The sequence below is a fragment of the Microcoleus sp. K4-B3 genome, from assembly GCF_036704615.1.
Taxonomy (GTDB): Bacteria; Cyanobacteriota; Cyanobacteriia; order Cyanobacteriales; family Microcoleaceae; genus Microcoleus.
The window spans coordinates 40,321-57,262 of record NZ_JAUBSF010000018.1 but is presented as its reverse complement, the minus strand read 5'-3'; the positions used below and the strand labels follow the sequence as shown (position 1 = coordinate 57,262).

The 16,942-nt window shown below is 47.2% G+C and carries 11 protein-coding genes and 1 pseudogene; 9 read left to right on the top strand and 3 right to left on the bottom strand.

Translation table 11 applies throughout. From position 1 onward, the window contains the following. Positions 1-231 precede the first annotated feature (231 nt). Positions 232-1,023 (bottom strand): nucleotide exchange factor GrpE, encoded by a 792-nt coding sequence (gene grpE, locus QUA78_RS11130; RefSeq protein ID WP_333302551.1) that lies wholly within the window; start codon positions 1,021-1,023, stop codon positions 232-234. Positions 1,024-2,472: 1,449 nt separating this feature from the next. On the opposite strand from grpE, the gene QUA78_RS11125 reads away from it, so the two are divergent. From QUA78_RS11125 to QUA78_RS11090, 8 genes are all read left to right on the top strand, one after another. Next, entirely contained in the window at positions 2,473-4,482 is a 2,010-nt protein-coding gene (locus tag QUA78_RS11125) for a GspE/PulE family protein (protein WP_333398789.1), read from the top strand. A gap of 89 nt (positions 4,483-4,571) precedes the next feature. Further along, on the top strand, positions 4,572-5,669 hold the full coding sequence (locus tag QUA78_RS11120; RefSeq protein WP_333398787.1) for a type IV pilus twitching motility protein PilT: 1,098 nt from the start codon (positions 4,572-4,574) through the stop codon (positions 5,667-5,669). 168 nt (positions 5,670-5,837) lie between these two features. Then, entirely contained in the window at positions 5,838-6,965 is a 1,128-nt protein-coding gene (locus tag QUA78_RS11115; RefSeq protein WP_333301065.1) for a type II secretion system F family protein, read from the top strand. Positions 6,966-7,018: 53 nt separating this feature from the next. Next, the gene (locus QUA78_RS11110; protein WP_333301066.1) at positions 7,019-7,171 is read left to right on the top strand and encodes a hypothetical protein; all 153 of its coding nucleotides are present in this window, start codon (positions 7,019-7,021) and stop codon (positions 7,169-7,171) included. A gap of 36 nt (positions 7,172-7,207) precedes the next feature. Beyond that, positions 7,208-7,822 (top strand): hypothetical protein, encoded by a 615-nt coding sequence (locus tag QUA78_RS11105; protein ID WP_333301068.1) that lies wholly within the window; start codon positions 7,208-7,210, stop codon positions 7,820-7,822. A 113-nt stretch (positions 7,823-7,935) separates the two neighbouring features. Then, positions 7,936-8,826 carry an AraC family transcriptional regulator gene (locus QUA78_RS11100; protein ID WP_333301069.1) on the top strand — a complete coding sequence of 297 codons (891 nt, stop codon included), beginning with the start codon at positions 7,936-7,938 and terminating at the stop codon, positions 8,824-8,826. A 109-nt stretch (positions 8,827-8,935) separates the two neighbouring features. Further along, positions 8,936-10,015, top strand: a complete 1,080-nt coding sequence (locus QUA78_RS11095) for an alpha/beta hydrolase (RefSeq protein ID WP_333301071.1) — start codon at positions 8,936-8,938, stop codon at positions 10,013-10,015. Positions 10,016-10,182: 167 nt separating this feature from the next. Continuing rightward, complete coding sequence (locus QUA78_RS11090) at positions 10,183-10,833, top strand: NAD(P)-dependent oxidoreductase (RefSeq protein ID WP_333301073.1); 651 nt, start codon at positions 10,183-10,185, stop codon at positions 10,831-10,833. Between the two features lie 75 nt (positions 10,834-10,908). Here the strand turns inward: QUA78_RS11090 and QUA78_RS11085 are convergent. Further along, positions 10,909-11,079: pseudogene (locus tag QUA78_RS11085) on the bottom strand (saccharopine dehydrogenase-like oxidoreductase); the annotation flags it as partial. A gap of 164 nt (positions 11,080-11,243) precedes the next feature. Here QUA78_RS11085 and QUA78_RS11080 point away from each other — a divergent pair. After that, the gene (locus QUA78_RS11080) at positions 11,244-12,902 is read left to right on the top strand and encodes an ABC transporter substrate-binding protein (protein ID WP_333301074.1); all 1,659 of its coding nucleotides are present in this window, start codon (positions 11,244-11,246) and stop codon (positions 12,900-12,902) included. 52 nt (positions 12,903-12,954) lie between these two features. Here the strand turns inward: QUA78_RS11080 and QUA78_RS11075 are convergent, their stop codons facing one another. Further along, positions 12,955-16,806 (bottom strand): DUF4347 domain-containing protein, encoded by a 3,852-nt coding sequence (locus tag QUA78_RS11075; protein ID WP_333398786.1) that lies wholly within the window; start codon positions 16,804-16,806, stop codon positions 12,955-12,957. Positions 16,807-16,942 lie beyond the last annotated feature (136 nt).

Sequence of the window (16,942 nt, the reverse complement as noted above, 5' to 3'; positions counted from 1 at the left end):
AAAACGACTCAGCTTGTTCAAACAAGCATCACCCGACCAGATTTGTAGGAAATAAACTAGATGTCCTAAGGCAATATCAAAGACGGGTAAAAACATTTTTCCGAATTTTTTGAGAAAGCGCTGACCTGCTTTTAGTCATGAATTAAGAATTTGGTTAATCTGCCGCCTTGGGGCCCCCGAATCGAATTCGGGGGTCAGTGACTTTGAGGAATGCAGTAGCTTGTATCCCGATTAACTTTCCGAACTATCGGGATTTTCATCTGAGGCTACCACAGATAGCCCAGCCGCTGCAACTTTCACTTTGGCGTGCCGCAAGACGCGATCGCCCAGAATGTAGCCGCGTTCTAGTTCTTGGATAATTGTTCCTTCCTCGTGTTCGTCAGTTGGCTCGCTGAGCAGAGCTTCGTGGAGGTTGGGGTCAAACTGTTCGCCTTCGGGGCGCATCGGAGAAACCCCGATTTGCTTGAGGCCGTCTACCATTTGCTTGTAAACGCTTTGGTAGCTTTTGTGAATGTTCATTTCGCCATCGGTTTGCGGCTTGATGTGCGATCGAGCGCGCTCGAAATTGTCAATTACCGGCAACAGGGGTTTGATCGTGAGACACCTTGCCTGTAAATCTAGCTCTTCTTTTTCCTTTTGGGTGCGCCTGCGGAAGTTCTCAAAATCTGCTGCTAGGCGGAGATTTTGATTTTTCAGCTCTTCTAGTTGAGCGGATGCGGCTTGCACCTGAGTTTTTAAAGCCTCTTTTTCATCGGTTACCTGCGCCAGTTCCTTCTTCCAAGGCTCCGCCGCGTCTGCAGTCGGACTGTTGGTTGAACTGCCGGTGACGGTAGGCCCGGATGCGTTTGCTGGCGAGCGATCGCCCTGAGCACTTTGATAAGCTCGAGCAAGTTCGAGCTCCCAATCTGCTGATCCGTTCGAGTTTTCTGGTGCCGGCGGATTTTCGCTTGCCATTGGCGAACCCTCTGGGGTTTCCCCAGTTGAGTTAGGATCTTGATCTTGCTGTTTTTCCTCGTCAATCATAAAAGCTGCGCGACAGAACCCTATCAATTCTAGCAGATACGTTTAACCCGGTAAATCTAGAGTGCTCGAATTTACTGTGTATGGCACAATCTGAAATGAGGAAATCTCGCCTGCTGTGGAGGCATATCTCAAAGGTTTCAAGAAAATATTCAAAGGGCAGTTTAGATATTTACCTATAGTATGACTGCAGTTGGGGGCAATTAAACGTTTGTTGCTTCCTATTTTTCGCTTAACGCGATCGCATTCATAACAGGTTTTATTAAAAATATTCTGCTATTACGTCTACTAAAACATTTCCGAATTAGGAGGCTGAATTTTTTAACGTTTGCTTAAAACAACGATAGTGACTTAAAGTTATCATCGGTCTGGCTGTTTTATTCGCAAGCTGACGCTTGCATTTTTTACCATTTTCTCAGTTTCCCAAGTCTGGAGAAAGAGGAATTTGTATTTAGTGATAAGTAGCTAGCTGTGTCCTTGTGTAACTCAGATACTAGGTTGTTAATCTTGATGCGGATTGGGGCTGTTGTTTTTCGGATTCGATACCGCCGAAGTCCCTTGAAGTCTCGAATTGTTACCAGCCAAAGGAGAGACATTAGCTGGTTTCGCGGAGGCGATCGTCTGTAGATACGATTGATATCTAATTTGCCTATTTCCAAGATTTGTGAACCGTCAATCTTACGTCAGCCGAGGTGAGATTTGACACTTCCCCGCGATCGCGGAGCCGAATGATTTGAGATTTACCCCACAGATGAATCTGGGATTTTGAACAAGAGTCGAAAATTTTGGGGGCTGGCGACTCCTGTCGGAAACTTGTATCCGTTTTCGGGCGGGGTGACAAAGATTCGGACACCCGGGTAGAATCACATTAATATTGGCTGACAAAAAACTAGATATCCTCAAAATCTGTGCTGGAGACTCATGTAGGTGATCGGGCAGTGCCCGATCGCAGATAATTCATCAAAATATATTTCAAAAGACCGATCGAGACTTTCGTAAAAGTTATCATCATCACACAACATAGCTCATCTTTAATTTATTACAGCTAACCGCGCCGCCACGGGCGCTGTGATTTGAGCAAACAATTTGGGAAAATAGAATGAGCGTGCGAAGGCGACACACCCCACCACGCTTTTTTTCTCCCAGTACAGGTAATCCCCAAGTGATGTGCCCGGACGCTATAACGAGAGTATCCCGCAAGTTAATCAGGTAAGTAAGCAACTTAGCACTTAACGAACAAGATCTGATTGCAAGCACTGGCAAATCCCTCCAACGTCTCGTCAATTTGTGGACGAAGCTTAGAGGGGACTGCGAGCTTACACTTGACAGATAGGGATTGAGCAAGAACGTGATAGCTGATCCATAAACAAAGAATACGGGGGTTAAAACCCCGCGTTGGTTTTCCTCTCAGCACTCTTTGTGACTGAGTTTCCCACCTATTGAGTGTTTTTTATGACTAACACATCCCAGGGGTTTCGCTCCACATCGATAGTTTCTGTGGGCACTTTTACTCCGGCTCTCACCAAGATGATTCAGTCGGGTTACGTCAACGGCGACCAACTGAAGCAAGCTCAAATTGAAAGCCAGAAGTCGGGTAAGCGGTTGACTGAGGTATTAGAAGCCCTTACCGGGCAGCCGTTGCCCCCAGAATTGCTGCGGCTTTACAAGAAGCAGCAGATGTTTGAACGGAAGATTGTCTACGGGGTTGAAGCATTTGACCCGGAGATGAGCGAAATGTCTAACGAGCAACTCGGAGTTATGCTCGACGGGTTGAAGATTTCGATCGACATTTGTCACCAAGGTCGGTTTTTACCCGTAGCGAAGACTGAAACTGAGCCTGCGGCGGTTTTAGTGGCAATGGTAGATCCCGACAACCTCAACGCCATAGAAGATTTGCGGCGGATTTTACAGCCTCACGGCTTGGCTTTGCAGCGACGGGTGATTACGCCAGACGACTATCAGGACATAACTTCGGCTTATCAAGACGACCAAGTTAAGGTAGCAGCCAAAATAGCAGCAGCCGAAAAGCAGAGAAAGATGGATTTAGGGGAGGGAGATTTTGGCGAGCTCTCGCTAGAAGAGGAGAGTGCCGATCAAGAAGACCTAGCTAACACCTTGGACGATGCTGAGGCGGCTCCGGTAATTAAGGCCGTCAATATTATTTTGGCTAAAGCTTTGTCGGAAAAGGTGTCTGACATCCACGTAGAACCTCAAGAAGAGTTCATGCGGATTCGGATGCGGAAAGACGGGGTACTGCAAGAGTATTTCCGGTTTCCTAAGCAGGTAGTCGCATCGATTACCGCTCGTTTCAAGATTATTGCCAACCTGGATATTGCCGAACGCCGACAAGCTCAAGACGGGCGCATCCGCCGGGTATTTGAGGGACGCACGGTGGATTTCCGGGTGAACAGCTTGCCTTCCCGGTACGGCGAAAAAATCGTGCTGCGGATTTTGGACAGTTCCAGCACTCAGTTGGGTTTGGGTTTGTTAATCTCCGACGAAGAAACTTTGGCTTTAGTGCGAGAGAGTGCTAGCCGTCCGTTCGGACTGATTTTGGTGACGGGGCCGACGGGTTCGGGCAAGTCAACTACTCTGTACTCGATTCTGGCGGAACGGAACGATCCGGGGGTTAATATCAGTACGGCGGAAGACCCGATCGAATATGCTTTGCCAGGAATTACCCAATGTCAAGTAATTAGGGAAAAAGACTTGACTTTTTCCAACATTCTGCGGGCATTTTTGCGGCAAGACCCTGACGTGATGCTGGTGGGGGAAACGCGGGACAAGGAAACGGCCAAAACTGCTCTGGAAGCTGCTTTGACGGGACACTTGGTGCTGACGACGCTGCACACGAACGACGCGGCTGGGGCGGTCGCGCGTTTGGCGGAAATGGGCGTAGAACCGTTCATGGTTTCGGCCGCTCTGTTGGGCGTGTTGGCTCAGCGTCTGATGCGGCGCGTTTGCGACAAATGCTGCACTCCTTACCAGCCTACTGCCGCAGAACTCGGCAAGTACGGTCTGTCGGCTTCTCAAGAAATCGATCTGACTGTTTACAAAGCCAACACCGTACCGGTGGAGCAAAGGAAGGAACTCGCAGAACGCGAGGAACTTTGTCGGAAGTGCGGCGGCCTAGGCTACAAAGGACGGGTAGGGGTTTACGAGTTCCTGAAAAATACTGAGCGGCTTCAAACTCTGATCACTCAAGGAGCTCCCACAGAGCAAATTAAGGAAGCAGCAGTAGAAGAAGGGATGAAAACGTTGTTGGCTTACAGCTTGCAGTTGGTGCGGGAAGGCGCGACTACTTTTGAAGAAGTCGAGCGGGTGACATTTACTGACTCTGGCCTAGAGGCGGAAATGAAAGCCAAACGCAAGCAGGGACTTACCTGCAAAACTTGTCGGGCGGAATTGAAGCCGGAGATGTTGGATTGTCCGTACTGCTTGACGCCACGCTTTTTGGATTGATTCAGCAGTTAACTGTTGACTATTAACTGTTGACTGTTAACTGAGCTAGATTGGTCAATAACTATCAACTCGATCGAGGAGAGGTATCTATGGGTCTGATGATTGAAGACGTACTGGAGTCCCTGGTAGAGCAAGGGGGTTCGGACATACACATCCAAGCGGGCGCGCCTATATTCTTCCGAGTCAGCGGTAAACTAACTCCTCAGACGCAATACGGCGACATTCTGTCTGCAGAGGAAGTGCAGATCCTAATTTTCCAAATGCTCAACAATATGCAGCGCAAGCAGTTGGAAATGGAGTGGGAACTCGACTGCGCTTACGGCGTTCGGGGATTGGCTCGGTTTCGCGTCAATGTCTACCGGGAGCGGGGTGCTTGGGCTGCTTGTATGCGGGCTCTGGCTTCTAAGATTCCTAACGCCGATGCTTTAGGCGTGCCGCAGATTTTGCGGGATCTGACGGAAAGACCCAGGGGTATGCTGTTGGTGACGGGACAAACAGGTTCCGGGAAAACTACTACGATGGCGGCTTTGTTGGATCTGGTCAACCGGACGCGGGCGGAACACATTCTCACAGTTGAAGATCCGATCGAATATGTGTTTCCTAATATCAAGAGTTTGTTTCACCAGCGCCAAAAGGGCGAAGATACTAAGAGCTTTGCTAATGCGCTGAAAGCTGCGTTGCGCGAAGATCCTGATGTAATTCTGGTGGGGGAAATGCGGGACTTGGAAACGATCGGTCTGGCAATTTCGGCAGCAGAAACGGGTCACATGGTGATGGGAACGCTGCACACTAATTCGGCGGCTGCAACGATCGATCGGATTTTGGACGTGTTCCCGCCCATTCAACAACCCCAGGTTCGCGCCCAAGTGTCTAACTCTTTGGTGGGAATTTGCAGCCAAAATTTGGTAATAAAAGTTGGGGGCGGCCGCTGCTGCGCTATGGAAATCATGGTGAATACTCCAGCTATGGCTAACTTGATCCGGGAGGGCAAAACTCCAATGATTTACTCCCAAATCCAAATGGGGGCAAAATTGGGCATGAGGACGATGGAAATGGCTCTCGCTGAACTTTACAAGAGCGGTAAAGTCACTTGGGAATCCGCAATGGCCAAGGCTTCTAAGGCTGACGAACTCGAACGCTTGATCGGCCCGGCACCTGTTGGTGGCCCTAAGGTAGGAGCTCATTAATTCAGTCAGCAGTCATTAGTCATTAGTCATTAGTCATTAGTCATTAGTCATTAGTCATTAGTCATTAGTCATTAATTATGGGTAACAACTAACAACTAACAACTGACACCTGACAACTGACACCTGACAACTGACAACTAATTTTTAATAAATTTTCAGAGGTGAGCTGTGGCTACCAACGTTATCCGCGAAAAACCGAAAGGTGGCTTTGATTTCAGTAAGATTCAGGAGCAAATCGAGTATAACCTTACCAGTCTTACTGTTAAGGATATGGCTATTTTTGCTCGTCAGTTTGCGGCTATGTTTAATGCAGGGGTGGCGATCGTTAGATGCCTGTCCGTGCTCCACGAGCAGTGTTCTAATGCTAAGTTGAAGCGAGCGCTCAGAAGCATGAATGCTGACGTGCAGGAGGGGATAAACTTGGCAGAGGCGATGGCTAAGTTTCCTGATGTTTTTGACCAACTGTTTATCAGTATGGTGGCGGCTGGAGAAGTCGGTGGTGTGCTCGATGAAACCCTAGACCGTCTGGCGGTGATGATGGAAAAAAATCACAAAACGGAGGCTGAAATTAATTCGGCGATGTCTTATCCGAAGACTGTGTTCTTTATCGCGATCGTGATTTTTTTCGCAATGACTATATTCTTGCTGCCAACTTTCGCTAAGATTTTTAAGGATATTGGTGCAGATTTGCCGGCTTTTACGGTGATGATGTTGGCAATTAGTTCATTTTGTACGGCTTGGCCTCCGATCCAACAGGTGACAGTTATTGGGGTAATTATAGCGCTCAAAATAGCCTTCGATATGTACTACAAAACTCCAATAGGTCACCTCCAAATTGATAGGATTGCGATGAAGTTGCCGATTTTTGGAGATTTGATCGAAAAATCTGCTGTGGCTCGGTTTTGCGTCATATTTGGGTCGCTGACGCGATCGGGCGTGCCGATTCTCAACTCTTTGGAAATTGTGCGAGATGTTGCGGGGAATCAGGCGATATCTAATGCGATTGAATATGCGAGACAGGAAATTCAAAGCGGCGGCATGATCAGTATTGCTTTGCAAGAACAGCAAGTTTTCCCGTCTTTGGCTATTCAAATGATGGCAATTGGCGAGGAAACTGGGGAACTTGACAAGATGCTAATGAAAGTTGGCGCTTTCTACGAAACGGAAGTGGAAGAAGCAGTAAAAGGACTTACCAGTATGCTAGAACCTCTGATGATTGTGGTCGTCGGTGGTATCGTAGGTTCGATTTTGCTGTCGATGTATCTGCCGATGTTCGCAGTGTTCCAGAAGCTGTAAAAAAGGGCTAATTAGTTATTAGTTATTAGTTAACAGCAATTAACGCATGACCAATGACTATTTTACTCGTTCCCAGGCAGAGCTGGGGAATGCCTTTGGAGGAGGCACAGCCTCGATTAAAAGGAGAAAAGGATTTGGAGGCTCTGCCTCCAAATCTTCATTATCAGGGTCTTCCTGGTAACGAGAAGCGATCGATTAGCAATTAGCAGCAATTAGTAATTACTTAATTCTTTGGTTTGAAAATGTCTGTTAAACAATCACATTACGAGGCTTTACTAGCAGAGTACAGCGAATCTTCCGCCGCGATCGCCCTGCTGAAAAAATATCGGCTTTACATGGAAATGATTCCGAGTATCCGCCGCGCCCATGATAGTTTAATTACCATTCCTTTGCCAATTGCGCGCTTGCGGGACGGAGTTTCTTATGCGGGAAGCCGCGGCACTAGCATATCGCCCGGACAGGCAGTTTGTTTGCCCTGCGATTTGGCAATTTTGATGTGCGATCCCGAGTGGAAAGTTAAAATTGGAGTGGAAATTTTGATTTTCATTCATCGTCCGGGCGAGGAATTTTCTGAGTTGCTCGGCCGGTGGCGGCAGTCTCAGGTTTGGCTGGATAAAGGTTACGAATGGGTGATGCCGTACCGCTACAGACATATTTACAGCGATGAAGCTGAGGCTGTTCATCCGCTATTTGTTTTGTTTGACGAAACGCCCGATCGAATTCAACGCGGTTTGATGGGTGCTGGTTTGCCGTTTGTAGTAGAACGTTTTGAGTCTGCGGTTGAGGAAGCACAAGAGCAAGAGTTTAGAGGAAACGGGGAACAGGGGAGTATGGGTGAAGAGAGTTATGAGTTGTAGGCGTGGGTGCGATCGCATATAGCAATCCTATTTCTTGAAGTAAACTAAATTTTTTTTCAACGAACCGCAGAGAACCCTCTGGGTACAGAGAAAGAAAAAAAAGAGAAATATTGATGTTTGCAAATTCCGAATCGGGTTGTTATATGCCGATATTTAAAGATGGTTTGCGTGCCGAACGCACAGTTTATGCTGCACCGGGAGAGCGAATTGCCGACCCTGGAATACCAGACCACTGCCTCAGCCTCCACATTGCGAATCCAGGTAATTTAGAACGGCGTTTAGAACGGCGGCTAGACGGTGGGAAGTTGATTGAGCGGCTAACATTGCCTGGTTTATTCACTTTTGTACCTGCTTTTCGAGAACCTGAGTGGTTTTGGGATTCTGCTGTTGAAATATTAGATATCTATTTGCCGGCTGCGGTGTTAGAACGGATTGCGATTGAAAGTTGCGTTAGCGGATCTTGCGGAAGAAATCGGGCCCCTAAAACAATCGAATTAATCGATCGCTTCGCCATTCGCGACCCGCTTCTCGAACAGCTTGCTCTTACCCTCAGCGCGGAAGTGGAGCGCAGCGGAGATTATTGCGATCGCCTTTATATGGAATCTGTGCAAACTTTGCTAGCAGTGCATCTGCTGCGACATCACTGTACAGTAAAAATTACCAATTCTCCTAAATTAGGAAAACTATCTCCATCCAAATTGCAGCAGATTCTGGATTACATTCAAGATAATCTCGATCGCGATATGGGTTTGGCAGAACTGGCGATCGTTGTGCAGATGAGTTCTCATCACTTTGGAAAACTCTTTAAACAAAGTACGGGACTCTCTCCCCATCAATATGTATTGCAGTGCCGCATTGAGCGATCAAAACAATTGCTCTCTAATCCAAAATTCACCCTTGCTGATATTAGTCAATCTGTCGGTTTCTGCGATCAAAGCCACTTTACTAATGTTTTTCGCCGCTATACCAGTCTGACTCCGCGACAGTATCGCGATCGGCTGTGAGGCGAAGCCAGTATCGCCAGATTTTGCAATTTATCGGGAGAATTTACAAGATTTGGCAGACGCAATTGACTTATGCTGCTTTTTATGCAGAAACCTACAGGTTAAAGCGATGTTTGCAGTCCAAGTAAACCGATCGAATGCTTCACGCAGAAAGTTAATCAAAGCGGGTGCAGCCGGAGTTAGCGGCTTCTTGCTGAGCCTGATACCTAGAGCGAGTAGCGCCCAACAGGAAAATATGCAAAATACAGACATACAATCGGCTCGCGGTTCCTACAAAATGGAGCGCGTTACCTTTAACAGCAACGGTGTTGAATTGGTGGGAAATCTATATATTCCCACCAATCTTGCCAAACCAGCGCCTGCTGTGCCGATTCTAGGCCCGGTAGCGTTTGTTAAAGAACAATCGCCTATCCAATATGCTACCCGCATGGCTTCATCGGGTTTTGTAACTTTGACTTTTGACCCTTCTTTTCACGGGGAAAGCGGCGGTGAACCCCGCCGCTATGAAAGTCCGCAAGCCAAAGTTTCTGATTTGAAATCCGCAGTTAGTTATTTGCTCAGCCGCCCAGAAGTGGATAAAAATAGAGTGTATTTGCTAGGTGTATGCCAAGGTGTAAATTGGACTATTCAGGCAGCAGTAGAGGACACTAGAATTAAGGCATTAGCGCTCGTGGCGGGTCATTATCTCACCCGACGAGAAACGATTGATGAATACAGCGGCGGCGAGGAGAAAACTCGGGAACGAATTGAACGAGCTAGTCAAGCGCGAACTAAATATGAAAAAACCGGTGAAGTTGATTATATTCCAATTGTCAGCTTGAACGATCCTAACGCTTTGCTGCTGCCAAAACCGATTTATCAGTGGTACATCCGCTGGGCTGAGCGCGGCCCTGCTTGGGATTTTTTGGGCAAATGGGAAAACCGAGTGGCTGCGATGAGCGAAGCGGAATTATGGACTTATCGGGTTGATGAAACTGTCAAAAAATTGAATTTGCCGCTGTTAATGGTACACGCTGACAGAGCCGCGAGCGGTTCAGTTTTGCCTAAAAAGTTATTTGAGCTGATTGCAGCTACAGATAAGCATCTTGTTTGGTTGGGCGATCGGGTGCAGTTTCAATTTTATGAAGAGCCTGAAACGATCGATTTGGCAGTTGGTAATGTTTGTGAATGGTTTAATCGCCATGTTTAAGTAAGAGCGGGTTTACCGATACTCTGGATGTGAGTCATAGATACTGGTGAACCAGCTCTACAGGCCTGCTATTACAGGAATTACGGTCAATTTTCCTGACTAGATATAACTGCTGATTGGTAATACCAATTAGTGAGTAATTTCAGCAAAAAAACAGGAGACTTTTAATGAAATTGGCATTATTTGGTGCAAGTGGCATGGCTGGCAGTCGCATTGTTTCTGAAGCGTTGATGCGGGGACACGATGTAACAGCGATCGTCCGAGATGCGTCGCGTTTTTCTATTTCTGGCGATCGCCTAACCGTGGTTGTGGGTAACGTTCTCGATGCTGATAGTGTGGCTGAAATTGTCAGAGGACACGATGCCGTTATCAGCGCCGCCGGACCCGGTGCTGCTACTGCTAATAACCCGATTTTAGCTAAAGACATTGTGAAAGCAGCTTATTCTTTGATTGACGGCTTATCTCGTACCGGTGTTAATCGCTTGGTTGTGCTTGGCGGTGCAGGTAGTCTCGAAATAACTCCGGGCGTTCAACTTGTCGATACTCCTGATTTTCCAGAACAGTATCGTGCGGCCTCCCTCGCTCATCGGGAGGCACTTGCTGTTTACAAAACTGCTGATTTGGATTGGACTTTTATCAGTCCGGCTGCGGAATTTGAAGCGGGCGATCGGACTGGTAAATTTCGGTTAGGAAGCGATATGTTAGTTGTTGACGAACAGGGTAAAAGCCGGATTTCGGCTGAGGATTTTGCGATCGCCCTGCTGGATGAAGTTGAGCAGCCTCAGTTTATTCGCAGGCGCATGACTGTTGCCTATTGAGTCGCGGCGGGTTGACAAATATCCGAGCTCGCCGTACAGGATTTGTGTTTATTGACGCGGACTTGATTTTAGCTGTTACCGGACAAGTTGGGGTCTGATTTCGGCAGTGAATAAACCGTGAATGCCTTTTTTGTGAAGCCTTGCATCGGTTTTGAGATAGCCTCTAGCATGGCAGCAAAGGTTGGCTGCCATGCTGGTTGCGTCGCCTAAAGTAAATGTGTGAGTTGAGATTTTGCCCTCGAAGGTGATATCATCAGCTTGCTCTATTTTGTTTGTTAATTAAATTTAAATTTAATATATAATTTACTCAATGAACCGCAGAGAGCGCAGAGTTCGCAGAGGGGAGAGGAAGAGCAAATTAGTTAAAAATTTATGTGAGTACAATTTTATATTAAACCGGAGCTATGGAAATGAGATTGTTGAAATCCTGGCGTTTAGTTTTATTAGGTTTAGTTTTTGGGATGGCTGTAATTCTCTCAAATTGCAGCACTACCTCAAATACGGTTAGCAATAATTCTCCAACTCCGACAACTCCCGCCGCAGTACCACCGGAAGCTTTAGTATACGGTGCGGGTGGGCCGCCGATCAATCTGGAACCGGGAAATATTACGGATGGTAATTCGGTGATTGCGATCGACCAAATTTACAATCGCTTGACTGATTTTAAACCGGGAACTGTGGAAATTGAACCGAGTCTGGCTACTGAATGGTCAAGTTCTACAGATGGTAAAACTTGGACTTTTAAGTTGCGTTCCGGGGTAAAATTTCACGACGGCACGGATTTTGATGCGGAAGCTGTTAAGTTTAATGTGGAGCGCTGGTGGGATGCGAAAAATCCTAACGGTTATCGAGAATCTGGTAAAACTTATCAAATTTGGAAGGATTTTTTTGGTGGCTTTAAGGGAGATAAAAATTCCCTGGTAAAAGAGGTGGCAGTTGTTGATAAGTCTACAATTAAGTTTGTTTTAAATCGACCTTTTGCTGCTTTTCCCTCGGCGATTGGGTCTGGTTATTTCGGGATGGCGAGTCCGGCGGCGGTGAAAAAAGCGGGTGCTAAATACGGCACTCCGGGGTCGCTGGCGGTGGGTACGGGGCCTTTTGTGTTTCAGGAATGGCGATCGGGCGATCACATTATCTTAGCAAAAAATCCAAATTATTGGAAAACTGGCACGCCAAAAGTCAATCAATTGGTAATTCGTTTTGTTGACGATCCGGCGGCGAGATTGGCTCAATTGAGAGCAGGACAACTTGATTTTACGGTAGATTTAACGCCGGATCAATTGAAAGAGGTTCAAGGAGATCCTAATTTAGAAGTTGTTGTGCGACCTTCTTTTAATGTCGGTTATTTAGCCTTAAATCCCAGTTACGAACCTTTGTCAAAACCGGAAGTCAGGCGGGCGATCGCCCAAACAATTAACAAGCCAGCAATAGTCAAAGCTTTCTGGGGAGAACTCGGAAAACACGACTCGGAATTTATCCCGCCTTCGCTGAATTTGGCGAAGTCCGATCGAGTTAAAGATTATGAATTTAACCCGCAGCAAGCTAAAGCAATCCTCGCGAAAGCCGGTTATCCGAACGGTTTTGATTTGGATTTGTGGTATATGCCCGTCAGCCGTCCCTATTTTCCCACGCCGAAGCCGATTGCTGAGGCTTTTGCGGCGGATTTGAGCGCGATCGGGATTCGGGTCAAATTGCTGACAAAGGATTGGTCTGCTTATTTAGCCGATCGGCTCAAACCTCCCGGATTTCAATCTTTTATGATGGGTTGGACTGGAGATTATGGCGATCCCGACAATTTTTATTATCCTCACTTCGGGCCGGGTTCGACGGCGGATTTGGGAAATTGGAAAAATCCGAAAGTTCTGGAACTTTTGGATCGGGGGAGGGCGAGTGGGGATAAAGCAGCTAGGGCGAAAATTTATGCGGAAGTTAGCGAGATTTTGCATGGGGAAGCTGTGCGTTTGCCGATCGTACATTCGCAGCCGCTTTTAGGGAAACGCAAGAATATTCAAGGTTGGATTCCGAGCCCTTTGGGGTCGGAGTCTTTTGAGGAAGTGAGCAAAAATTGAGAAGTTAGAGCGAGATGTACCCTACAGATAGAGTTTATGCGTAAGTCATGTTTTAGAGGAAAGTGAAATCGGTAGCATTAATTTGACTCGCCGATATCGCGCTTAGAGATGCCAAGATTGCCCCGGTAGGGACAAACCGGATTAAAGTTGCACTGTTACTTTGAGTAATTGCCAATTGGGAGAAGGTGATACCGCTAGCAAGTATCAGCAAATCTTTGTCGTCTTCAAAGTCAAAAATAGTATCCGTTCCAGCATCAAGTCCTAAGAGGAATCGATCGCTCTCCAAACCTCCAATCAAACAATCATTTCCCAAGCTGCCAAATAAAGTATCATTGCCCTTACCGCCGTAGAGAGTATCATTCCCTTCACCGCCAATGAGACTGTCAGAAGCGCGATCGCCCCTCAAAACATCCTCACCGTTATTGCCAATCAGGGTATCATTTCCCTTGCCACCGTAAAGGGTATCATCCCCGTTGCCACCTTCGAGAAAATCATTACCTTGATGACCATACATCCAATCATTGCCATCAAGACCGCTGAGGGTATCGTATCCCTGTTTACCGCTAATGGTATCGTTGCTGCGATCGCCTGCAAGGAAATCGTCGCCATCAGTACCGATAATTGGAGAAGAGTTCTGCGTTGGTGTCGGTGTGACAGATGGCGTTGGTGTTGATGTCGGATTGGGCGTTGGCGTGACAGATGGCGTTGGTGTTGATGTCGGATTGGGCGTTGGCGTGACAGATGGCGTTGGTGTTGTCGTAGGAGTTGGTGTGACTACCTCTGTGATTGTGCCGAGTTTAGCAACCCAAATATCTCCACTGGTTTCTCCCATCAGGTAGACATTGCCAGCGCCATCGAGTGCTAACTCTGAGGCTAATTCAAAGTTAGCAGTCCCGAATTGCTTCAGCCACAACTGGTTACCATTGCTGTCGTACTTAGTTGCCCAAATATCTAGACCACCTGCATTTTGGCCTACCAAAGAGCCGTTAGTTTCTCCCATCAGGTAGACATTGCCAGCGCTATCAACTGCTGAGTCTGAAACGGAGTCTGAGAGGAAGCTAGAGTTGATAGTCAGGAATTGCTTCAGCCACAACTGGTTGCCATTGCTGTCGTACTTAGTTGCCCAAGTATCTAGACGCTCTGAATTTATGACCTTGGTTTCTCCCATCAGGTAGAGATTGCCAGCGCTATCGATTGCTAACTCTGAGGGGGAGTCAGAGTCAGCAGTCCCGAATTGCTTCAGCCACAACTGGTTGCCATTGCTGTCGTACTTAGTTGTCACAATATCTAGACCCCCTGCATTGGGGCCTCCCAAACCGCTCTCGGTTTGTCGCGTGAGGTAGAGATTGCCACCGCTATCGAGTGCTGCTAACACTTTTGTTGCTGCCAAGTCAACGTCAGTAGTCCCGAATTGATTCAGCCACAACTGATTGCCATTGCTGTCATACTTAGCTGCCCAGGTGTCCAAATCCGATGGATAACCTTTTGACCAGTTATAGTTTGTGGCCGTCAGGTAGACATTGCCACTGCTATCCACTTTTATGCCACCGGAGGAGAAATCGTAGGTGTCAGAATTGACATCCTTCGACCACAACTGGTTGCCGCTGTGGTCATACTTGGCTACCCAGGCCTTTGGAAATGTTTGACCTGAACGGATATTAAGGGCCCTTGTTCCTGAAATGTAGACATTGCCAGCACTATCCACAGCTAGGTCTGAGGGATAGTCTTTAAGATCAGAGGTTCTGGGGGAGTTACTGACGAACGGCTTAAGCCACAACTGGCTGCTAATGCTGTCATACTTAGCTACCCAAACGTCGTTAAACTGCGCTCTTCCTATCAGGTAGACATTACCAGCACTATCCACTACACTCTTCTCTATTCCTTCTAAATAATCACTGCCAATCTCTAACTGCTTGAGCAACAACTGACTGCCACTGCTGTCATATTTGGCTACCCAGGCATTTCTACTTGGATTCGTTCCACTCACAGGGTTATAGGTATCTCCTGTCAGATAGAGATTGCCTGCACTGTCAAATGCTGTGCTCCTGAAGCTATTGTAAATAGGTGTGCCGAATTGCTTGAACCATTCCAAGTTAGGTGCTGGTTTTCCAATAGTCAGTGTGGTTTCAGGGATTGTACCTGCAACGGCACCTGCGATCGGGCCAAAGCCTAAAATGACTGTTTCATCGTTCTCAGGGGGGTTGTCAGGTTTGATGGTGACTGCAATATTCTGAGTAAGGGCAGTACCGGAAGCACCTGCGGGAAATGTAACAGTAGTAGAAAGGGTGTAATCTTGGTCAGCACCTTGAGTGGCGGTACTGTTGGGGTTGATGACAATTGGTACGGTTACGTCAATCAGTGGAGCCTTGTTGAGAGTGACAGGAATATTAATTGCTGTATCTTGGGTTCCTTCATTTTCCCTGTAGGTGGGAGCCCCGAAATTTACGTCAACAGATGTGCTGCCAAGCAGAATTGAGACTTTGTTGAAGTCAACACTCGCCACAGCCAAGTCGGAGAAGGTATCGTTATTGAAGTCCCCTATTGCAACTGAATCGGGACCGTACCCAGTGCTATATTTGGTAGCAGTACCAAAGCTACCCGTACCATCTCCCAGCAAAATTGAGACGTTGTTCGAGTAAACGCTGATCAAGGAATCATTCGCCACAGCCAAGTCGGAGAAGGTATCGTTATTGAAGTCCCCTATTGCAACTGAACCGGGACTGTAACCTGCGGTAAAATTGGCAGCAGTACCAAAGCTACCCGTACCATTTCCCAGCAAAATTGAGACGTTTTTGGAGCTATTAGTATCTGTCACAACCAAGTCGGAGAAGGTATCGTTATTGAAGTCGCCTATTGCAACTGAATGGGGACGGTACCCAGTGCTATATTTGGTAGCAGTACCAAAGCTACCCGTACCATCTCCCAGCAAAATTGAGACGTTGTTGGAGTAACTATTCGCCACAGCCAAGTCCGGGAAGGTATCGTTATTGAAGTCCCCTATTGCAACTGATTGTGGAGATGACCCAGCGCTATAGTTGCTCGGAGTACCAAAGCTACCTGTACCATCTCCCAGCAAAATTGAGACGTTGTTGGCGCCATTATTCACCAAAACCAAGTCGGAGAACGTATCGTTATTGAAGTCCCCCACTGCAACTGAGTGTGGAGATGACCCAGCGCTATAGTTGCTCGGAATACCAAAACTACCTGTACCATCTCCCAGCAAAATTGAGACGATGTTGGAGTCAGAATTCGTCACAGCTAAGTCGGAGAAAGTATCGTTATTGAAGTCCCCTATTGCAACTGAGACTTGTCTATCTAAGCTTGGATATAATGAGTGTGGATAGGACCCTACGCTATAGCTGGTCGGAGGTGAGAAGAGAGAGAGGACGTGGCTGTAAGCTGCCATGACATCTGGCTTAAACACTGTGGGTGCTTTAATTTTCCCTGTGGTAACTTCCAGTTCCCAGTCGCCGCCTTTGGCTGCACTCCCGGTGGGATTGCCAGATGCGGCGATATTTGCACCTGTGAGGGCGGCAATGCGTTGGAGGAAGGGATTAGGGGTGAGGTCAGATGCTACCCTGCAACCGTAAATCAGGATGTCTGCATCTATAGTTAAAGCGTGCCGCCATTGCTGCAATTGGTGTTCATAAGTTTTGAGGTTATCCAAACACAGTCTTATTTTGCCCAGTTGCAAATTGCCTGGACTGCCGTGGGAAATTAGATGAATACTGTCTATATTGGTGTGAGTTGCTAAGACTCGAGTGATTTGCGCGATCGCATCTCCTCTTGTTTCCAGAACCACCACCTCTGTTCCTGGTTTTACTCCTGCAACTAGACTTTGATAATCTTCTACTTGAGTGTCGATAAAGGCGATCGCGCGTGCTGATATTCTTGAGGAAGGCATAATACACCTCACAAATTAATTTATGTCACAAAATGCGTAGATTGCAGTTAAATGTGCGAGCGCTCGTTTTTGTCTGCTGCTAGTGCGATCGCCGGCAAGATTTACCCCAAAAGAAAATCAATCTTACAACAGCCTA